This is a genomic window from Pseudoxanthomonas sp. LH2527 (assembly GCF_022539275.1).
Taxonomy (GTDB): domain Bacteria; phylum Pseudomonadota; class Gammaproteobacteria; order Xanthomonadales; family Xanthomonadaceae; genus Pseudoxanthomonas_A.
In genome coordinates this window covers 127,237-145,238 of record NZ_JAKZBW010000007.1, presented here as the reverse complement: position 1 = coordinate 145,238, position 18,002 = coordinate 127,237, and the positions used below count along the sequence as shown (strand labels likewise).

The 18,002-nt window shown below is 62.2% G+C and carries 17 protein-coding genes; 13 read left to right on the top strand and 4 right to left on the bottom strand.

All coding sequences use genetic code 11. The annotated features are described in order from the left end of the window. The first annotated feature begins 134 nt into the window (after positions 1-134). From MMG85_RS06210 to MMG85_RS06185, 6 genes are all read left to right on the top strand, one after another. Positions 135-419, top strand: coding sequence for a hypothetical protein (locus MMG85_RS06210; RefSeq protein WP_241045244.1), 285 nt, complete (start codon positions 135-137; stop codon positions 417-419). A gap of 580 nt (positions 420-999) precedes the next feature. Next, positions 1,000-1,398, top strand: coding sequence for a hypothetical protein (locus MMG85_RS06205; protein WP_241045243.1), 399 nt, complete (start codon positions 1,000-1,002; stop codon positions 1,396-1,398). Positions 1,399-1,720: 322 nt separating this feature from the next. Next, positions 1,721-1,990 carry a hypothetical protein gene (locus MMG85_RS06200; protein WP_241045242.1) on the top strand — a complete coding sequence of 90 codons (270 nt, stop codon included), beginning with the start codon at positions 1,721-1,723 and terminating at the stop codon, positions 1,988-1,990. A gap of 57 nt (positions 1,991-2,047) precedes the next feature. Further along, positions 2,048-2,464, top strand: a complete 417-nt coding sequence (locus MMG85_RS06195) for a hypothetical protein (protein ID WP_241045241.1) — start codon at positions 2,048-2,050, stop codon at positions 2,462-2,464. Positions 2,465-5,064: 2,600 nt separating this feature from the next. Next, positions 5,065-5,547: a hypothetical protein gene (locus MMG85_RS06190; RefSeq protein ID WP_241045240.1), complete on the top strand. Its 483-nt coding sequence runs from the start codon at positions 5,065-5,067 to the stop codon at positions 5,545-5,547. 1,616 nt (positions 5,548-7,163) lie between these two features. Continuing rightward, complete coding sequence (locus tag MMG85_RS06185; protein ID WP_241045239.1) at positions 7,164-7,586, top strand: DUF3806 domain-containing protein; 423 nt, start codon at positions 7,164-7,166, stop codon at positions 7,584-7,586. A 56-nt stretch (positions 7,587-7,642) separates the two neighbouring features. On the opposite strand, the gene MMG85_RS06180 is transcribed toward MMG85_RS06185, so the two are convergent. Then, positions 7,643-7,891, bottom strand: coding sequence for a hypothetical protein (locus MMG85_RS06180; protein ID WP_241045238.1), 249 nt, complete (start codon positions 7,889-7,891; stop codon positions 7,643-7,645). Between the two features lie 228 nt (positions 7,892-8,119). On the opposite strand from MMG85_RS06180, the gene MMG85_RS06175 reads away from it, so the two are divergent. After that, positions 8,120-8,575 (top strand): hypothetical protein, encoded by a 456-nt coding sequence (locus MMG85_RS06175; RefSeq protein WP_241045237.1) that lies wholly within the window; start codon positions 8,120-8,122, stop codon positions 8,573-8,575. Between the two features lie 19 nt (positions 8,576-8,594). Here the strand turns inward: MMG85_RS06175 and MMG85_RS06170 are convergent, their stop codons facing one another. Together MMG85_RS06170 and acs are read right to left on the bottom strand one after the other, a co-directional pair. Beyond that, complete coding sequence (locus tag MMG85_RS06170) at positions 8,595-9,263, bottom strand: response regulator transcription factor (RefSeq protein ID WP_192203304.1); 669 nt, start codon at positions 9,261-9,263, stop codon at positions 8,595-8,597. A 151-nt stretch (positions 9,264-9,414) separates the two neighbouring features. Continuing rightward, a complete protein-coding gene (acs, locus tag MMG85_RS06165; protein ID WP_241045236.1) occupies positions 9,415-11,358 on the bottom strand; it encodes an acetate--CoA ligase in 1,944 nt (647 codons plus the stop codon). A 320-nt stretch (positions 11,359-11,678) separates the two neighbouring features. Here acs and MMG85_RS06160 point away from each other — a divergent pair, with 320 nt between their 5' ends. The 3 genes from MMG85_RS06160 (at position 11,679) to MMG85_RS06150 (ending at position 15,236) form a co-directional block, all read left to right on the top strand. Beyond that, a complete protein-coding gene (locus MMG85_RS06160; protein ID WP_241045235.1) occupies positions 11,679-13,058 on the top strand; it encodes a DcaP family trimeric outer membrane transporter in 1,380 nt (459 codons plus the stop codon). 11 nt (positions 13,059-13,069) lie between these two features. Beyond that, a complete protein-coding gene (locus MMG85_RS06155) occupies positions 13,070-14,731 on the top strand; it encodes an MFS transporter (protein ID WP_241045234.1) in 1,662 nt (553 codons plus the stop codon). A gap of 124 nt (positions 14,732-14,855) precedes the next feature. After that, positions 14,856-15,236, top strand: coding sequence for a tautomerase family protein (locus tag MMG85_RS06150; protein ID WP_241045233.1), 381 nt, complete (start codon positions 14,856-14,858; stop codon positions 15,234-15,236). 6 nt (positions 15,237-15,242) lie between these two features. On the opposite strand, the gene MMG85_RS06145 is transcribed toward MMG85_RS06150, so the two are convergent. After that, positions 15,243-15,575 (bottom strand): hypothetical protein, encoded by a 333-nt coding sequence (locus MMG85_RS06145; protein WP_241045232.1) that lies wholly within the window; start codon positions 15,573-15,575, stop codon positions 15,243-15,245. Between the two features lie 120 nt (positions 15,576-15,695). Between MMG85_RS06145 and MMG85_RS06140 the strand changes: the two genes are divergently transcribed. The 3 genes from MMG85_RS06140 to MMG85_RS06130 all read left to right on the top strand — a co-directional run bounded on the left by MMG85_RS06140 (position 15,696) and on the right by MMG85_RS06130 (position 17,990). After that, a complete protein-coding gene (locus MMG85_RS06140; protein ID WP_241045231.1) occupies positions 15,696-16,529 on the top strand; it encodes an ATP-binding cassette domain-containing protein in 834 nt (277 codons plus the stop codon). Further along, positions 16,522-17,340 (top strand): bifunctional DNA-formamidopyrimidine glycosylase/DNA-(apurinic or apyrimidinic site) lyase, encoded by an 819-nt coding sequence (gene mutM / locus MMG85_RS06135; protein ID WP_241045230.1) that lies wholly within the window; start codon positions 16,522-16,524, stop codon positions 17,338-17,340. Before MMG85_RS06140 ends, mutM begins: the two co-directional genes overlap by 8 nt. 83 nt (positions 17,341-17,423) lie before the next feature. Next, positions 17,424-17,990 carry an ECF-type sigma factor gene (locus MMG85_RS06130; RefSeq protein ID WP_055939119.1) on the top strand — a complete coding sequence of 189 codons (567 nt, stop codon included), beginning with the start codon at positions 17,424-17,426 and terminating at the stop codon, positions 17,988-17,990. Positions 17,991-18,002 lie beyond the last annotated feature (12 nt).

The window sequence follows — 18,002 nt, the reverse complement described above, 5'->3', positions numbered from 1 at the left end:
CAATGACCCAATCGTTGGCAAGGTCACAGGGGTACTCCGTGCCGCAGGATTCGCAGATGTCACGGTTGAGCCCTAACAAATCATTCAAGCCGAACCCGCTTCGCGGGTCGGCTTAATTCCGGTGTTAGAGCGCTATGGCACAACGCGTGATACCAAAGGTCTTCAATGCAGCTCACTGGCTTACATCTGCTTTGATGGTTGCAGTTAGCGTTCTTTTTGCCGGCGCTTTTCTTGGCTCGGGGTTTCTTTCTGGCAAACCAGGACTCATTGTTTGCGGCGTTGGCTGGGCGTTGATCACTGTCCCCGTCTACTATCGCCAGCATCCCGTCGAGCAAGTGACACGCGGCTCTGTGCTGATTGGTTCGACGGGCCTCATCATATTCCTGCTAGGGCTGGCAGTTCATGCTGGCGCGCTCTAACAATTCATTCAAGCCGAACCCGCTTCGCGGGTCGGCTTAATTCCGGTGTTAGGCCGCGTGGACACTCCCACACTACGAAATACACTCATGGGAATCGCGGCAGCCACACTCGCCGCGCCCACCGGATTTTTTATGTATGGTCTTCTTTCTGAGCCAACCAGTTTTGATGTGGGCGATGTCTTTGCCACCGCCTTCATCGTTTACGCCTTCGGTCTTATGGTGAGTATTCCAGTCTCGCTCTTATTTGGCCTGCCCTACGTACTCTGGCTCCAAAAACACGGACGTCTAAACTTTCTATACGTGTGCGGTGGTGCTGCCGCGGCGGGCGCTGGTGTCCTCACAGGGCTTTGGGCGCTTAGCTTTCAGTTATATAAGCCGCTCTGGGTATTTGCAGGGCTAGGGCTTGTATCTGGGCTTCTGTCTGGCGCGGCATTCTGTGCAGTAGTGCGGCCTAACAATTCATTCAAGCCGAGCCCACATCAGGGCGGCGCCTAAGTGCACGCCTTCGGCTATATTTGCATTCAGTCGCCGCCCTGCTGCGGGCCGGCTTAATTCAGGCGTTAGACCGCACAGGAGAGATATGCAAGCCAATACGCCCTTCGCAAGTAGACTAGCCGCGTTGTTTCTGGCGGCCCTGGTTGCCATGCACCTTCTGGTTACACTCGACCTGTTCTTCAAGTTCTTTCCGGCAAAGCCTGAGTTCCTAGCTATGTGGGGGATTTCCGTCTGGGCAAAGCTGCTCTGGGCCGCGACCTGCGCCGTCGGAGCCGTCGCAGTGCTCTTGCTCTATCGCCGCGCGTGGTTTGGCTTCTTCGCATCAATCGTGTTTTGTGTAGGCTTGTATTTCGCCAGCGTGCAATTGTGGAGCGCCGTGAAAGGTGGCTTCTGGCTAGCTGTAGGAGTGACGGTTCTTGCATTGGTAGGTGCGGTGCGGTCTAACAATTCATTCAAGCCGAACCCGCTTCGCGGGTCGGCTTAATTCTGGTGTTAGGTGCCATATCAGATGCTCAGTGAGCTATGGGGACATTGGCAGTTCAACTTCTGGCTCGGCCTCGCGAGCCTAGCCGCTGGCCTAGCGGTGGTGTCGCCCTGCCTCCTTGTGCCATCTTGGCGTCGCAAGATTCTCAATGCAGATCTGGACATTGAGGGCGTAGGCTTAATTGCGCTAGTCGTAGCATTGGTGGCGGTGGTTTGCTACAACCACTTCGGTGGCGGCAATGGCACCTAACAAATCATTCAAGCCGAACCCGCTTCGCGGGTCGGCTTAATTCCGGTGTTAGGCCTCAAGGAGCAACATCCGAATGACCGTCACACAAGACCAAGTGCTGGCGTTCGCCGTCTACGAGATTCGGCTGTTGCTCGCACACCACTTAGGTAGCGGTGACACTCCTGACCCGGCCGTCCGCGCTGCAGCGCATCTTGCATATGCGCTTCACAATCAGGCTGACGCTGTTCTGCACGGCGGCACGTTTGATCCGCAGCAGGCCGCCGAGGCTCTTAGCGCAGTAGATCGGATGCTGGCAACCAATTTTCAGGCGAGGCTCTCGGAGGCTACTGGCCATGAGGCCTAACAATTCATTCAAGCCGAACCCGCTTCGCGGGTCGGCTTAATTCTGGCGTTAGGCCGCATGACAAACATCTTCACCATCGGCAATAAAGATTTCGGCATTGAAAAGACGAGCCTGCGTTTCTCGCTCGCGGAGGATGGCGGAGAAAGATTCCTGTCAGTCAACGTGGCCGGGAATGAGTTGCTGTTTCAGCAGCTGCTAGAGCGGGATCAACGTGGTGAATTCTCATGGGCCACCTACCCTCCTCGCTTGTATCTGGGAGACTTGCCAATTCCGGAGGATGCTGGCGCCTCCTTTACCATCGAGGAGCCAGATACAGATGAGTGCGAGGCTGGACTCTATTTCATGGAGCACTGTTTCATCTCAGATTTGTCCGTTTTCATTGGCCAATCGTCCGTTGACATATCCGGCATGGTTGACCTCATGGGTAAGCCGTATCCATTCGCTGTGCGTTTCGGCGTCCCGGCTGCGGCCTAACAATTCATTCAAGCCGAACCCGCTTCGCGGGTCGGCTTAATTCTGGTGTTAGGCGGCCAAACCAACATGATTGCCAGCCTGCTAAGAGCTTTCCTCGTGTTCGGGCTTGTCGGGCCACTGATTGGACTGATCTGCGTTGCCATTCAAGACCCGGCTGGCCTTGCCTTAAAGCCCTCTCTACTGCTAGGTCTGCTTACATTTGCCTATGCAATCGGCTTGGCGCCAGCTTTGGCAACGGGACTGGTTGCGTGGACTATGCGCTACAGATTACGGAGGTATCTGGGCGGGCCGGTATGCGGTGCCATAGGAATGGTGGCTGCGGCCTTTTTCTTAGCGTCAACACCCTACAACGTGCAATCTTTAAGTGATGGGCTTCAACTAGGCATGCTTCCAGGCGGTGTAGCTGGATTCGTTTGTGGTTTGCTCTACTTCTGGCCGCCTAACAATTCATTCAAGCCGAACCCGCTTCGCGGGTCGGCTTAATTCTGGTGTTAGGGGGCTAAGTGAGTCTGGTAACCCGGCAACCCAATCGTCCGTACCGCAACCTGTTCATTTCCACGCTGATTGGCGTGTTCGCGGGGAGCCTCCTGTACTCCATCCTTCTCGCGGCATTTCATTCATCGTCTTGGTCGCAGGCAGCGACTCTTGTCGTGGACTCATTGTTTACGTCGTTCATTGCGTACATGTTCGCGGCATTGGTGCTCCTGGTTTATGCCCTTCCCCTCATGTGGTACTGCCTGCGGATACGCGTTGCTGGGCCGGCTGTCGCCCTTTTCATTGCAATGCTTCCCAGTGTTTTCCTGCTTCTTGTCGGCGGGCTCTATCAGGGACTCATGTGGGTGCCGATACTAATCTCCGCAGCGACTGGCATCTCTTTCGTAGTGCTGGCATATCGCGGCACGCCCCCTAACAGTTCATTCAAGCCGAACCCGCTTCGCGGGTCGGCTTAATTCAAGCGTTAGCGCCCTATGGTGATTAGTCGTAACCGAGCCATCCTTTCCGGAATCGCCGCCATTCTCGGCGTCGTTGCCATTCAAGCGTTCAATAGCTTTGCTTGCTATGACCATGGCGTTCTCTCTTTCCTGGCAGTCTTGGGCGTCTTTCTGATGGTTCCACTGCTCCCAGCAATCATTTCACTTGCCACGGCAAACCCATTGAGATCAATCGGGGCGTGCCTCCTGTTTGCACCGTGGCTTGTATTTGCCTATTACACTGATTGCGTCCGCCCATATGCCGGCGGCGGCGCATCAATGATCTATGTAGCGGTCCTTTTGTGGGGCACACCGTGTTCAATCATCGGAGCGCTAGTTACCGGCCCTGTCACTCGGATGTTCGGTGTTTCCGTTGGCGGGCGCTAACAATTCATTCAAGCCGAACCCGCTTCGCGGGTCGGCTTAATTCCGGTGTTAGGCCGCATGAGCAACACTCCATACGCTGCCCCAAGATCGGAAAAGCCAACGGCGACTGGCCTCACTTGTCCCCATTGTGGAAAGACCGCAATGTCAAAACTGAGAAAGGTGTTTCTGGGGCCTTTCCCATCTACATATTGCAGATCTTGTTTAAAGCCTGTTTCTGTCACTTGGATTGCCCATCTCATATGCGGCATACCAATGCTTTTCGGCATGTTTTTAGGGACATTTATAGGGCAGCCATTTGGGCTTATAGTTTTGATTGGTGGCTTTGTTTGCACAGCTGTACTGCAAATAGTCTGGGACCCGCTCATCCCCTCTCGGTCGTGACGGCGAGTTACGGGACCTGCGGCCTAACAATTCATTCAAGCCGAACCCGCATCAGGTTTCCTAACTTCGGGTCGTTCTGGGTACTATCGGCTTCGGTGCCAACCCAGTGCGGGTCGGCTTAATTCAGGCGTTATGCGTGGGCAGGAGTGTTGGTGTTGTCGGCTTCGGTGATGCGACGACTTCCGCTGCGTAGTTGGCTTCGGCGTTGATCGTTTACTGACACATCGAGACCACTGATGTTTCCCAGCTTCGCTTCACTCGGCTTCGGACGCATCGCGTTCGCGCCGCTCGGCATATGGAGGGCCTCATGACTTTCGGATTGGCGGCGCTGTCGGCTTCGGCCTTTGCCGGCCTCGACATGCCCCGGGCTTGCGGACGCCTTGTCCGTGCTCCCTGCTCTCCCGGACCCGTTGCGGGTCGCGGGCTTCGGGTTTACCTTGGCGCGCATAACAATTCATTCAAGCCGAACCCGCTTCGCGGGTCGGCTTAACTCTGGTGTTAGGGCGCTTATGTGGCCGTTCGACGAGCGATCAAAATTGCTACGGGCTCTGTCAAATCTTGCCTTCTATAACGACAAGGGTATCGACTACTCTCGCCACAACGTGGAGCAGGTTGAGTCAGAGCGCGCGGCCGGACTTGCCAAAGTTCGTGAGCTCGTCACAAGCGTTGGTCCCGGCTCCTTGCCATCAGAGTTCTTGCAGGCAGTCGATTCGGGAGATGTCGCATCAGACCTCTCGGGACACTACATTGATCTGGTCAAGAAACATTGGGCATGCCGTGGCGCGCCCTAACAAATCATTCAAGCCGAACCCGCTTCGCGGGTCGGCTTAATTCCGGTGTTAGGCCCTAGATGGAGATTTCATGTTAGTCCTCGCGCTCGGTCTCCTCTGTACCGCAGTAGGGCTGGTGTTCCTGATCGGCTGCTTCATCAGAGTCGACTCATCCGCATTCATCGAGCGTGCGGCGGGTAATGAGAAAAAGATAGCCACGCTACACTCGTTGCAAGATGCATGGTCCAAACTGGGCAAGCCTAGGCAGTTCATCGCCTCAACTTCCGCATATCTCATCATGGGTATTGGCCTGTTGGTCCTGCGGTACAACCCGCGACTCGCTGAGTTCTGGTGGGTGGTTCCTGTACTCCTCGCTATCAATGTCCTCGGCCTCTTGCGCGTCAAACAGTATGCGGACAGGGTCCTTGACGATAAGCTCTCAGGCCATGCCGAGGCGCTGACGGTGATCAGGCGGCAGATTCGGATGTGCATAACTTTTGGCGTGGTCTTTGGCATTTTGGTTCTAGGGCCTAACAATTCATTCAAGCCGAACCCGCTTCGCGGGTCGGCTTAACTCTGGTGTTAGCAATGGCGAAATCAATGCGATTTCCAGGGTGGGTTGCGCTGCAGCTTTGTGTGCCGGCCGCGCTTTACGTAGCGATTGGGCTCTATAACGGCCGCACCTCTGGCCTCAAATACCTGTTGTCCAATTATCTATTCATGGCTTTGCCGCTACTGCTAGTCAGCGTACTGGCCATTTGGCGCAAAGCCCGACACCCTGCACTTCTATGGGTGCTTTCATAGCTCAACGGGTTGCTCATTGCCTTTCAGCTGTGGGTACTACTGGCAGTCCCCGGGCACGAGTCTGGCCTTGCTTGGCTCTTCTACGTTCCGCTGTGGGGCGTAACGCTGTTGGCTTCTGCCATCATCTGGTTCATCGCAAAGCGCAAGGGTGCCGGCCAACCGGTTGGCACCTAACAAATCATTCAAGCCGAACCCGCTTCGCGGGTCGGCTTAATTCCGGTGTTAGGCCTCAAGAGCACGCGTCATGAGATCTGTCGCTAAGGCAATTGGCTATGTAGTCTCTGCGCTCGGATTAGGCATCGTCATCTTCGGCCTGTTTGCCGTTGCTGACCCGCAAGCCACACAACTCTCCAACGACTCCAATCCCTTTGGCTCGCCACCCTCAATGACTCAGCTTGTCCTTCATGTCTCTGTCGGTGCAGTTCTATTGGTGCTCGGCGCCTGGCTTGTCGCGCGCAAGTCTCGGGTGTAGCCTGAGGCCTAACAATTCATTCAAGCCGAACTTGTCCGCTAGCGCGGCCAAGTCGGCTTGATTCCGGTGTTAGGCGTATGAATCAGTCTTTCTCAGCATTGGTTCTAAAGCATGTCATCCGATGTGATGGTGGCTTTCGTGGCACTCTTATGGGGCATTCCGTACAAATGCCTTTCGCGCCATTCATTGGACTCGTTATCTCGACCGAATCGTGGGTAAGCTCTGCAATAACATCAGTTGTTTGGGGCCAGGAGAGGCAGCGATTTCTATGCCATGTCGAGGCAGATGAGGCTCCTTTCAGTACATCAGAAGAATTTGAAAGCCGCGTGGCCGCATACGAGCAAGAAGGGTGGCGTGTCCAGTCCTAGCAATACGCCTAACGATTCATTCAAGCCGAACCCGCTTCGCGGGTCGGCTTAATTCTGGTGTTAGGCCCTATGGACACTACAGAGCCATCCTCATCTCAACTCGTCAAGGCCGGGATGCAGCGCTTATGCAAGGACTTCAACCCTGTAGCTGAAGCTCTTGGGTTTACTCGCACGCGCTCTGGCAGTAGATCTTGGCACCGGCCACATGGAGCGCTTGTAGAGATAGTTCATCTCCACCGATCTGGCAGCAGCTATGGTGCCCCAATCAACAATTCTGTAAGCATCAGGGCAGAGTTCATTATTAAGGCACCAGATAGCCCCTCATCAAAGGCATGGCTAGATAGCGAAAAGCTAAAAAACGCTAACGGCTACCACTATCACTTACGATTCAATGCACTGACGTGGAGCACCTATGATCGCTGCTTACAAGATCTTGAGAGAGTCGTCAAAGACCACGCTGTGCCTTGGTTTGATGGACATAGGGCCTAACAAATCATTCAAGCCGAACCCGCTTCGCGGGTCGGCTTAACTCTGGTGTTAGGCGCTATGGATCAGATCATCGAAGCTCTGAATCAGGAAGATTCTTCCGACGTGGCGGCAAAGCGGGACTGGGTGAGGAATCATTACGAGCCTCAAGATCTGCACAAGTACGACACTGTTGAGGGCAAGCTAGCCGTTGTTGATGCAATTCTTTCAAATGGCTGGGTTAACTCAGAAGACACACTTAAGCTACAGTGCCTTGGCATTGCATTCGGGGACGCGTTGGCTCAGCACTTGGGCCTGAGCTGGGTCGCGGTAGAGGACAAGTATGGCCGCGACCCTGCGCTGAGGCTTGACGGTACATCTGTTCTTGTTTTCCCAATGACATCAATATCCAAGCGTATTGAGCAGGGACAATCCGTTGACGTCTATGATCTATTCAATGGCGCATGCGCAACAATCAATGACACGGCGCGGCATAGCGCCTAACACTTCATTCAAGCCGACCCGCTTCGCGGATCGGCTCGACTCAGATGGCAGGACGCTCATTCAATTTCATGGAAGACCAGAAAAATGAACATTTCCTCCGGCGATTCACTCAACGCGTTCTGCAAAGCTGGGCTCGCACTCGTTGCGGTAGCGACACTCCTTTTTTTGACCGGACTTGCCAAGGACCCTTCACCCAGCGACGAGATCAGGAGCTTGCTTGTCACTGGCTTCGGCGTGACGGGAGCTTTGCTGTACATCCTGGGCAGGATCCTCTCAGACAGGCGCGGATAGTGCAGACTGGTCATCGGCTCACCACCCACAGAAATGCGGTCGGGCCCAACAATTTCATTCAAGCCTGGACCGACCAGCCTTTCGTAGACATCCGGACGCGATCACCCATAGCGATGACCACGCCGTATGTGGGGAACCGCAGGCGCTGCCCGCCAGAGTTCCTGGCCGGGGCGGTCACGCCGTGATCCAACGCACCGTCCGGCCCGTATGACCCGCACGACCACGAGGAAGGAGATGCCCCGATGACCCGTGCGGAACAAACCGAACTTGCGCTGGTGCCGGTGCTTGGCCTCGTGGTGGGTCTGCTGGGCGACCGCTTGCCGAGCTCCGCGAGCATAGGCGTGTTGTTGCTGGTGGCGTCCTGCCTGCTCTTGCTGCAGGGGCTGGTGCGCGATCTGTGGCTGCTGTCGCAGCGCCGCCAGCCGGGCACGGGTGGACCGGCGCGGACTGCGTTGTGCCTGTGCGCCGAGTCGACGGTGGGTGTGGCGGGCGTGGTCGCGGGACTGGCGCTGCTGGGTAGCCCGATCGGCGCGGCGGTACCGCTAAGTCCCCTGCTTGCCGGTGGGTTGACTGCCGGCGTGCTGGCATTCGGCTTTGCGATCCGCGACGTCATCGTGGAAGCACGTCCGTTCCGTCTCAAGCGCGAGCCTGGTCACCTGAACATCGTGGTCGGCTGGACGCGCGCGCCACGTCCCTGAGTCGCGTGCGGGCCGGTCGCTACTCCGCTTCTTCCGGCGGCAGCACGATGCCATCCGGATCCACCGCCAGACGACCGGCGGCCAGCACGGCCTGGGTGCGGTTGGTGACGTGCAGCTTGCGCAGGATGGCGGTGACGTGGGCCTTGATGGTGGCTTCGGACACGCCCAGGTCGTAGGCGATCTGCTTGTTGAGCCGGCCGGCGCCGAGCATCTGCAGCACCTTGAACTGTTGTGGCGTGAGGTCGCGAAGCCGCTGCGCGGTTTCCTGCTCGTCGCGGCTGGTGGCAGGGGCGTTGTGCGCCTCGTCCGGTACCCAGCGCTCGCCGTCGAGCACGGCGCCGATGGCCTGGCCGATGGTGTCCGAATCGGCGGACTTGGGAATGAAACCGAGCGCGCCGTGATCCAGCGCACGACGCATCACCGCCGGCTCCTCGCGCGCCGACACGATGACCACCGGCAGCTGCGGATGCAGCGCGCGCAGGTGCACCAGCGCATTGAAGCCGTGCGCACCCGGCATGTTGAGGTCCATCAGCAGCAGGTCCGCATCCGGATGCGCATCGACCAGCACGTACAGCGCGTCGACGCTGTCGGCCTCGTGCAGCTTCACCCCGGGCATCACGCGCTGCACCGCACCGCGAAGGGCTTCGCGGAACAGCGGATGGTCGTCGGCGATCAGCAGGGTGGGCATGGGGAAGCGAGAAGTGAGTGGGGAGGAGGGAGGAGGGAGGAGGGAGGAGTGAGGAGTGAGGAGTGAGGAGTGAGGGGTGCGGCGTCAGGATAGTCGGGTGGAAGTGCTTTTGCCTTTACTCACTTCTCACTCCTCTACCCTCACTCCTGCCTCACCGCACCTTGCGTTCGGCCACCAGTGAGTCGACTACCGACGGATCCGCCAGCGTCGAGGTGTCGCCGAGTTGCTCGGGTGCGTTTTCGGCGATCTTGCGCAGGATGCGGCGCATGATCTTGCCCGAGCGCGTCTTCGGCAGGCCCGGCGCCCACTGCAGGTGGTCCGGGGTGGCGATGGGGCCGATCTCCTTGCGCACCCAGGCCACGAGCTCCTTCAACAGCTCATCGCTCTGCGCTTCGCCGGCCTTGAGGGTGACATAGGCGTAGATGCCCTGACCCTTGATGTCGTGCGGGAAGCCGACCACCGCGGCCTCGGCCACCTTGGGATGTGCGACCAGTGCGCTCTCCACTTCGGCGGTGCCGATGCGGTGGCCGGAGACGTTGATGACGTCATCGACGCGGCCGGTGATCCAGTAATAGCCATCGGCATCGCGGCGGCAGCCGTCGCCGGTGAAATAGGTGCCCGGATACGTGCGGAAGTAGGTGTCGATGAAACGCTGGTGGTCGCCATACACCGTGCGCATCTGGCCCGGCCAGGAATCGAGCAGCACCAGGTTGCCTTCGGTGGCACCGTCGAGCTGTTCGCCGCTGGCATCGACCAGCGCCGGCCGCACCCCGTAGAACGGCAGCGTGGCGGAGCCGGGCTTGAGGTCGATGGCGCCGGCCAGCGGGGTGATCAGGATGCCGCCGGTCTCGGTCTGCCACCAGGTGTCGACGATCGGGCAGCGCGCGTCGCCGACCACGTCGTGGTACCAGCGCCAGGCTTCCGGATTGATCGGCTCGCCGACGCTGCCCAGCAGGCGCAGCGAGGCGCGCGAGGTCTTCTTCACCGGCGCCTCGCCCTCGCGCATCAGCGCGCGGATGGCGGTGGGGGCGGTGTAGAAGATGGTGACCTTGTGCTTGTCGATCACTTCCCAGAAGCGCGACACGCTGGGGTAGTTGGGCACGCCTTCGAACATCACCGCGGTGGCGCCGTTGGCCAGCGGACCGTAGACGATGTAGCTGTGGCCGGTGACCCAGCCGACGTCGGCGGTGCACCAGTAGATGTCGTCCTCGCGCAGGTCGAACACGGCTTCGTGCGTGTACGCGGCATACAGCAGGTAGCCGCCGGTGGTATGCAGCACGCCCTTCGGCTTGCCGGTGGAACCGGAAGTGTAGAGGATGAACAGCGGGTCCTCGGCATTCATGCGCTCGGGCTCGCACTCGGCCGGCTGCGCATCGACCACGGCGTCGAACCAGCGGTCGCGCGGCATCTGCATGTCGACGGCGCCGCCGGTGTGGCGCACGACCAGGACCGTTTCTACGGAGTTCGTGCCCGGCAGCTTCAGTGCGGCATCGACGTTTGCCTTCAGCGGCACCTTCTTGCCGCCGCGCAGGCCTTCGTCGGCGGTGATGATGAGCTTGCTGCCGCAGTCGGCCACGCGGTCGGCGATGGAGTTGGGCGCGAAGCCGCCGAACACCACCGAGTGGATCGCACCGATGCGCGCGCAGGCCAGCATGGCGACGGCCGCGTCCGGGATCATCGGCAGGTAGATGGTGACGCGGTCGCCCTTCTGCACGCCCAGCGCGCGCAACGCGTTGGCCAGCCGGCAGGTGCGCTCGTACAGCTCGCGGTAGGTGACGCCGTAGGACGGCGTGTCCGGGCCATCGGGCTCGAACAGCAGCGCGATCTTGTCGCCGCGCGTGGCCAGCTGGCGGTCCAGGCAGTTGACGCTGGCGTTGAGCTCGCCGTCGGCGAACCAGCGGATGTGGAAGTCGTCCAGGGCGTAGCTGACGTCCTTGATCTGGGTCGGCTTCTTGAACCACTGCAGCCGCTCGGCGGCCTTGCCCCAGAAGGCATCGGGATCGTCGATCGAGGCCTGGTAGTCGCGCTGGTACTGCTCGCGCGTGATGCGGGCCTTGGCCGCGAATGCCGGCTCGACCGGATACAGGTCAGTCATGAGGTCCTCCCGGGACGTTCAAGTGAAGCGTCGATTCTGGATCAATGGGGCCGGTTGGCGCACGCCTGCGAGGGCGACGGCGACGCATCCGAGGAACCGAGTTTGACGCATACCGGCGTGCGGCATTGCAGCATCCGGCTTAGACGATGGTCTTAAAACACCGGTGGCGCGCACTGCGACAGAACGTCGCACGCCTTTGTGGGCAAGGGTTTGTGTTCCCGGGCACGCAGATACGACTAATGGCGAATAGGCGTCGCCGGCTTGCAGGCGCAAGTCTCCGTCAGCCGCGCAATGCGGCCATCGACCTTTCGGGAGGGGTTATGACCCAACGTTCCGCATTCGCGCGACGGCCATTGGCTGCCGCGCTGTTCGTCGCCTTGATCGCACCAGGCATGGCCTTCGCACAGACCGCCAAGGAGAAAGCCCTGGAGGCGCGCGTCGCCGACCTGGAGCGCCAGGTGCAGCTGCTGCTGTCGTCGCAGCAGCAACAGCAGACCCAGATCACCACCACGCAGGAACAGGTGACCCAGGTGCAGGCGGCGCAGGCCGCCAAGCCCGCGGCACCGGCGGGCAAGCAGCCGATCCAGTCCACCACCATCCTGACCGCCGCCAACCCGGGGACCACGTTCTCCTACGGCGGCTTCATCAAGATGGACGCGATGGTCACCGACACCAGCGATGGGCGGATCGCCGACGGCAATTCCGGTCGGCTGTTCTACGTGCCCAGCACCATCCCGGTGGGCGGCGCGGGCGCGGATGGCGGCGATGCGTACACCGACTTCCACGCGCAGTTCTCGCGCTTCTGGCTGAGCACCGACCACGTCACCGAGGGCGGGGACAAGTTCAAGACCTACGTAGAAGCCGACTTCTTCGGCGGCGGCAGCAACGCGCTGGCCGGCAACGAGACCGCGACAAATACCTATGCCGTCAGCCTGCGCCATGCCTACGTGACCTGGAACAGCTGGCTGGCCGGCCAGACCTGGTCCAACTTCATGGACGTGGCTGCACTGCCGGATGCGGTCGACTTCGTCGGCCCCACCGACGGCACGATCTTCGTGCGCCAGGCCCAGGTGCGCTACACCAAGGGCGCGTGGTCGTTCTCGGCAGAGAACCCGCAGACCACGGTCACGCCGTACCGCACCGGCACCCGCTTCAACAGCGGCGACAACGCCATGCCCGACCTCACCGCGCGCTGGCTGACCAAGGGCGACTGGGGCCACTTCACCGTCGCCGGCATGGTGCGCCAGTTCAAGGCCTTGGAAGAGACCGACACCGGCGCCTCGGTCAGCGTCTCGGGCAAGTTCAACCTGGGCAAGAGCGACGACATCCGCTACGCGGTGAACGCCGGCCAGGGCATCGGCCGCTACCTCGCCTTCGGCGTGGGCAGCGACGTGGTGACCGAAGCCAATGGCGACATCGCGGCGCTGGACGGCTACGGCGGCTTCGTCGCCTGGCGCCATGTGTTCAGTCCGAAGATCCGCACCAACCTGATGTACGCGGCCTCGCATTTCGACAACGACGCCGCGCTGACGGGTTTCGGCGTCACCGAGCGCACGCAGTCGATGCACGCCAACCTGATCTACTCGCCGTTCCCGAAACTGGATATCGGCGCGGAGCTCATCTACGGGCAGCGCTCGCTTGAGGACGACCGCGAGGGCGACCTGAAGCGTCTGCACACCACCGTCAAATACACGTTCTGAGGGGAATGCACATGAGTTCCACGTCTGCGCAGCATGCGTCGTCGGGCGAGCTGACGAAGGGCCACAAGAAGGTCATCTTCGCCTCGAGTCTCGGCACCGTCTTCGAGTGGTACGACTTCTACCTGTACGGCTCGCTGGCCGTCATCATCGCCAAGCAGTTCTTCAGCGGCGTCAACGAAACCACCGGCATGATCTTCGCGCTGCTGGCGTTCGCGGCGGGCTTCTTCGTGCGCCCGTTCGGCGCGGCCTTCTTCGGCAGCCTGGGCGACCGCATCGGCCGCAAGTACACGTTCCTGGTCACCATCCTGATCATGGGCATCTCAACGTTCCTGGTGGGCGTGCTGCCCAACTACGCGACGATCGGGTTCGCCGCGCCGGTGATCCTGATCATCCTGCGCCTGGCGCAGGGCCTGGCGATGGGCGGCGAGTACGGTGGCGCGGCCACCTACGTGGCCGAACATGCGCCGCCCGGCAAGCGTGGCCTGTACACGGCGTTCATCCAGACCACCGCGACGCTGGGCCTGTTCCTGTCGCTGGCGGTGATCCTGGCCTGCCGCCTGACCCTGGGCACCGAGGCGTTCGAGGACTGGGGCTGGCGCATTCCGTTCCTGGGCTCGATCGTGCTGCTGGGCATCTCGGTGTGGATCCGCCTGCAGCTGGCCGAATCCCCGCTGTTCCAGCAGATGAAGGCCGAGGGCAAGGGCTCGAAGAAGCCGTTCCGCGACAGCCTGCAGGGGGGCAACCTGAAGCTGATGCTGCTGGTACTGTTCGGCGCCACCGCCGGCCAGGCCGTGGTGTGGTACGGCGGCCAGTTCTACGCGCTGTTCTTCCTGCAGAGCATGATCAAGGTCGATCCGACCGTGTCCTACCTGCTGATCGCCGGTGCGCTGCTGCTGGCCACGCCGTTCTTCCTGTTCTTCGGCTGGCTGTCGGACCGGATCGGCCGAAAGAAGATCATCATGGCCGGCTGCCTGCTGGCGGCGATCACCTACTTCCCGATCTTCAAGGGCATCACCCACTACGCCAACCCGGCCATCGATGAAGCCCGCACGTCGTCGCCGGCCGTCGTCGTCGCCGATCCGGCCACCTGCAGCTTCCAGTTCGATCCGGTGGGCATCCGCAAGTTCACCAGCTCCTGCGACGTGGCCACGGCCGCGCTGACCAAGGCTGGCGTGCCGCATGAGATCCAGCCGGGTCCGGCGGGCGAAGTGGCCCAGGTCCAGGTCGGCGGCGCCGCGGTGACTTCGTACGAAGCGGCCGGCCTGTCGAAGGACGATCTGAAGGCGAAGTCGGGCGAGTTCGGTGCGGCGCTGAAGGGCGCACTGACCAGCGCCGGCTATCCGGAGAAGGCGGATACCGCGCGCATCAACATCCCGATGACGCTGTTCCTGCTGTGGGTGCTGGTGATCTACGTGACCATGGTCTACGGCCCGATCGCCGCCTACCTGGTGGAGCTGTTCCCCACCCGCATCCGCTACACCTCGATGTCGCTGCCGTACCACATCGGCAACGGCTGGTTCGGTGGCTTCCTGCCGGCGATCTCGTTCGCGCTGGTGGCCGGCACGGGCAACCTGTACTACGGCCTGTGGTATCCGATCGGCATCGCGGTGATGACGCTGATCATCGGCACGCTGTTCCTGCGCGAGACCAACCACGTCGACATCACCAAGTAGCCGTTCCTCCCCCCGCCGGCCCCTCCCGGGGCCGGCAACCCGACGCCGGCCTTCGTGGCCGGCGTTTTCTTTTGTGCGCGTCCATGACGGATAAGCTGGCGTTCCCACCGCACCGGAGTCCGCCATGCCCTTGGTCACCGTGACCGTCCGCACGCCGAAGGATGCCGCCTTCAAGGCGTCCGTGCTCGATGCCGTGCATGCCGCGCTCGTCGCCTCCGGCGTGCCGGCCACCGACCGCTTCCAGCGCGTGCTGGAGCTGCCGGCGGAGGACTTCCGCTACGACGCTTCGTATCCCGACGTGGCCGGTGCGCGCGACGGCGACTTCGTGCTGATCGAGATCCTGTGGTCCGCCGGGCGCAGCGTGAAGGTCAAGAAGGCGCTGCTCGCCGACCTGATGCAACGCCTGCAGGCCGCCGGTCGCGACCCGGAGAACGTCATGGTCTGCTTCAAGGAAACGACGTGGGAAAACTGGGCGTTCGCAGGCGGCCGCCTGCTGCACACCTGACGGCGATCAGCGTGGCGGCGCCGCCAGTTCCTTCTCGCCGAGGAAGCCGTCGCGATCGACATCCTGCCGCTTGAAGCGGTCCGCCAGCTGCGCCAGATGCGCCTCGCGGGTGATCGGCTTGCCGCGACCGCCGGGCAGTTCGTCGGCGGACAGCACGCCATCCCGATTGCGGTCCATGCCGTCGAAGGCATAGCTCATCCACGCCTGGTATTCGGCCAGGCCGACGCGGCCGTCGCGGTCGCTGTCCATGCGCGCCAGGTATTCGCCGGTGGCGGTGACCTGGGCCGATGCCGTCAGCGGCATGCAGGCGACGAGGAACAGGGAAAGAAGGCGATGCATGCCGGCATTGTAGGGTCGGCGGGCACGGCGCGCGTGACGCGGTCGCTGCAACGCGCACGCGGCCGTTGGCCGGCCGGCGGATTCGGGTACGCTGGCTGCGCACCTGCCCTGCCCGTTCCGATGAACCTGCCCGCCTCCCCTGCCACGGCCGCCTCCGCCGCGCCCCTGTTCGAGCTGGACCGCGCCACGGTCGTGCGCGGCGCCACCCGCGTGCTGCACGACCTGTCGCTGACCATTCCGCTCGGCCGGCACACCGCCATCCTGGGGCCGAACGGCTGCGGGAAATCCACCTTAATCAAACTGATCAACCGCGAGCTGTACCCGCTGGCGCGCGAGGGCGAGGCGCCGGTGAAGGTGTTCGGCCTGCGCCGCTGGAACGTCGGCCAGCTGCGCAACCGGCTGGGCCTGGTGACCAGCGACCTCACCCGCGACCTGCAGCAGATGACGCACCTGCGTGTCGAGGACGCGGTGGTCACCGGGTACTTCTCCAGCTTCGTGCTGCCACCGCACCGCCAGGTCGACGCCGACATGCGTGCACGCGCGCAGCGTGCACTCGACGACGTGCACGCCGCCGCCCTGGCCGACCGCCAGGTCGCCGAACTGTCCACCGGCGAGATGCGCCGCGTGCTGATCGCGCGCGCGCTGGTGCACCAGCCCGAGGCCCTGCTGCTGGACGAGCCCACCGCCGGCCTGGACCTGGTGGCGCGGCAGCACTTCCTGGACCTGATGCGCACACTGGCGCAACGCGGCATCACCTTGGTGCTGGTGACCCACCATATCGAGGAGATCATCCCGGAGATCGACCGCGTCCTGCTGCTGCGCGACGGCGCACTGCAGGCCGATGGCGATCGCGCGGCCACGTTGACCGATGCGCACCTGAGCCATGCCTTCGGCGGCCGGGTGCATGTGCGCCGCGAGGGCGATTTCTACAGCGCGGCGGTGACCCATGCCTGAGTTGCCCGAAGTCGAGACCACGCGCCGCGGACTGGCGCCGCATGTCGAAGGCCGGCGGATCACGGCGGTGACGCTGCGCCGTCCCGACCTGCGCTGGCCGATTCCGCCGGAGGTGGCCCGCGACCTGCCGGGACAGCGCATCGACGCCGTGCGCCGCCGCGCCAAGTACCTGCTGATGGACACGGCGGCCGGCAGCGCGCTGCTGCACCTGGGCATGTCGGGTAGCCTGCGCGTGCTGCCGGCGGACACGCCGGTGGGTGCGCACGACCATGTCGACATCGCGCTGCAGGGCGAAGAACACCGCGTCCTGCGTTTCAACGACCCGCGCCGTTTCGGCAGCCTGCTGTGGCAGCCGGTCGGTGAAACCCACCCGCTGCTGCAGGGACTGGGGCCGGAGCCGCTGTCGGACGACTTCGACGGCGATTACCTGTTTTTCCTCAGCCGTGGCCGCAAGGCGCCGGTGAAGACCTTCCTGATGGACCAGGCGGTGGTGGTGGGCGTGGGCAACATCTATGCGGCCGAAAGCCTGTTCCGTGCCGGCATCTCGCCGCTGCGTGCCGCCGGCAAGGTCTCGCGCGAACGCTACGGCGCGCTCGCGGACGCGGTGAAGGCCATCCTGGCCTATGCCATCACCCGCGGCGGCACCACGCTGCGCGACTTCCTCAGCCCGGACGGGGCGCCGGGGTACTTCGAGCAGGAACTGTCGGCCTATGGCCGCGGCGGCGAACCCTGCCCGCGCTGCGGCCGCCCGATGCGGCAGGCCAGCATCGGCCAGCGCGCCACGGTCTGGTGCGGGCACTGCCAGCGCTGAGCACGGCGGGGGAAGCCGGCCTTCCTCACGTGTTGTGAGGGAAATGACGTTATATTCCCGCCCTTGGCACGTGGGGAAGACGGATGGCCGACGCACCTGACATCACCTTGTGGCTGGACTCGGCCCGCAGCGGCGACCGCGCCGCGCTGGACCGCGTGCTGGCCACCCTGTACCAGGAACTGCACACCATGGCGCGCCGCCAGCTGTCCGGGCAGCACGGCTACACGCTGGACGCCACCGCGCTGGTGCACGAGTCCTACCTGAAACTGCTCGGCTCCACCGGCACGGCCAAGTTCGAGGACCGCGCGCACTTCTTCGCCTATGCCGCCTCGTCGATGCGCAGCGTAGTGGTGGACTACGCCCGCAGCCGGCTGGCGCGCAAGCGCGGCGGCGACCTCAAGCGCGTGGCCGACATCCCGGAGGAAGTGGAAGGCAACCTGCGCCTGGACGAGGACATGCTGGCGCTCAATGACGCGCTGGAGAAACTGGCCGCCGCCGACGAACGCCTGGCCCAGGTGGTGGAAATGCGCTACTTCGCCGGCCTGTCGGAACTGGAGATCGCCGAGCTGCTGCAGCGCTCGGAGCGCAGCATCCGCCGCGACTGGCAGAAGGCGCGACTGTTCCTGCTGTCGGCGATGGCGGACACCTGAGCCCGCGCCAGC

Coding starts and splice junctions, on each gene's coding strand:
- MMG85_RS06205 (WP_241045243.1), top strand. CDS start 1,000: ATGCAAGCCAATACGCCCTTCGCAAGTAGACTAGCCGCGTTGTTTCTG.
- MMG85_RS06210 (WP_241045244.1), top strand. CDS start 135: ATGGCACAACGCGTGATACCAAAGGTCTTCAATGCAGCTCACTGGCTT.
- MMG85_RS06200 (WP_241045242.1), top strand. CDS start 1,721: ATGACCGTCACACAAGACCAAGTGCTGGCGTTCGCCGTCTACGAGATT.
- MMG85_RS06195 (WP_241045241.1), top strand. CDS start 2,048: ATGACAAACATCTTCACCATCGGCAATAAAGATTTCGGCATTGAAAAG.
- MMG85_RS06140 (WP_241045231.1), top strand. CDS start 15,696: ATGAACCTGCCCGCCTCCCCTGCCACGGCCGCCTCCGCCGCGCCCCTG.
- MMG85_RS06170 (WP_192203304.1), bottom strand. CDS start 9,263: ATGCCCACCCTGCTGATCGCCGACGACCATCCGCTGTTCCGCGAAGCC.
- MMG85_RS06145 (WP_241045232.1), bottom strand. CDS start 15,575: ATGCATCGCCTTCTTTCCCTGTTCCTCGTCGCCTGCATGCCGCTGACG.
- acs (WP_241045236.1), bottom strand. CDS start 11,358: ATGACTGACCTGTATCCGGTCGAGCCGGCATTCGCGGCCAAGGCCCGC.
- MMG85_RS06160 (WP_241045235.1), top strand. CDS start 11,679: ATGACCCAACGTTCCGCATTCGCGCGACGGCCATTGGCTGCCGCGCTG.
- mutM (WP_241045230.1), top strand. CDS start 16,522: ATGCCTGAGTTGCCCGAAGTCGAGACCACGCGCCGCGGACTGGCGCCG.
- MMG85_RS06130 (WP_055939119.1), top strand. CDS start 17,424: ATGGCCGACGCACCTGACATCACCTTGTGGCTGGACTCGGCCCGCAGC.
- MMG85_RS06185 (WP_241045239.1), top strand. CDS start 7,164: ATGGATCAGATCATCGAAGCTCTGAATCAGGAAGATTCTTCCGACGTG.
- MMG85_RS06180 (WP_241045238.1), bottom strand. CDS start 7,891: ATGACCAGTCTGCACTATCCGCGCCTGTCTGAGAGGATCCTGCCCAGG.
- MMG85_RS06175 (WP_241045237.1), top strand. CDS start 8,120: ATGACCCGTGCGGAACAAACCGAACTTGCGCTGGTGCCGGTGCTTGGC.
- MMG85_RS06155 (WP_241045234.1), top strand. CDS start 13,070: ATGAGTTCCACGTCTGCGCAGCATGCGTCGTCGGGCGAGCTGACGAAG.
- MMG85_RS06150 (WP_241045233.1), top strand. CDS start 14,856: ATGCCCTTGGTCACCGTGACCGTCCGCACGCCGAAGGATGCCGCCTTC.
- MMG85_RS06190 (WP_241045240.1), top strand. CDS start 5,065: ATGTTAGTCCTCGCGCTCGGTCTCCTCTGTACCGCAGTAGGGCTGGTG.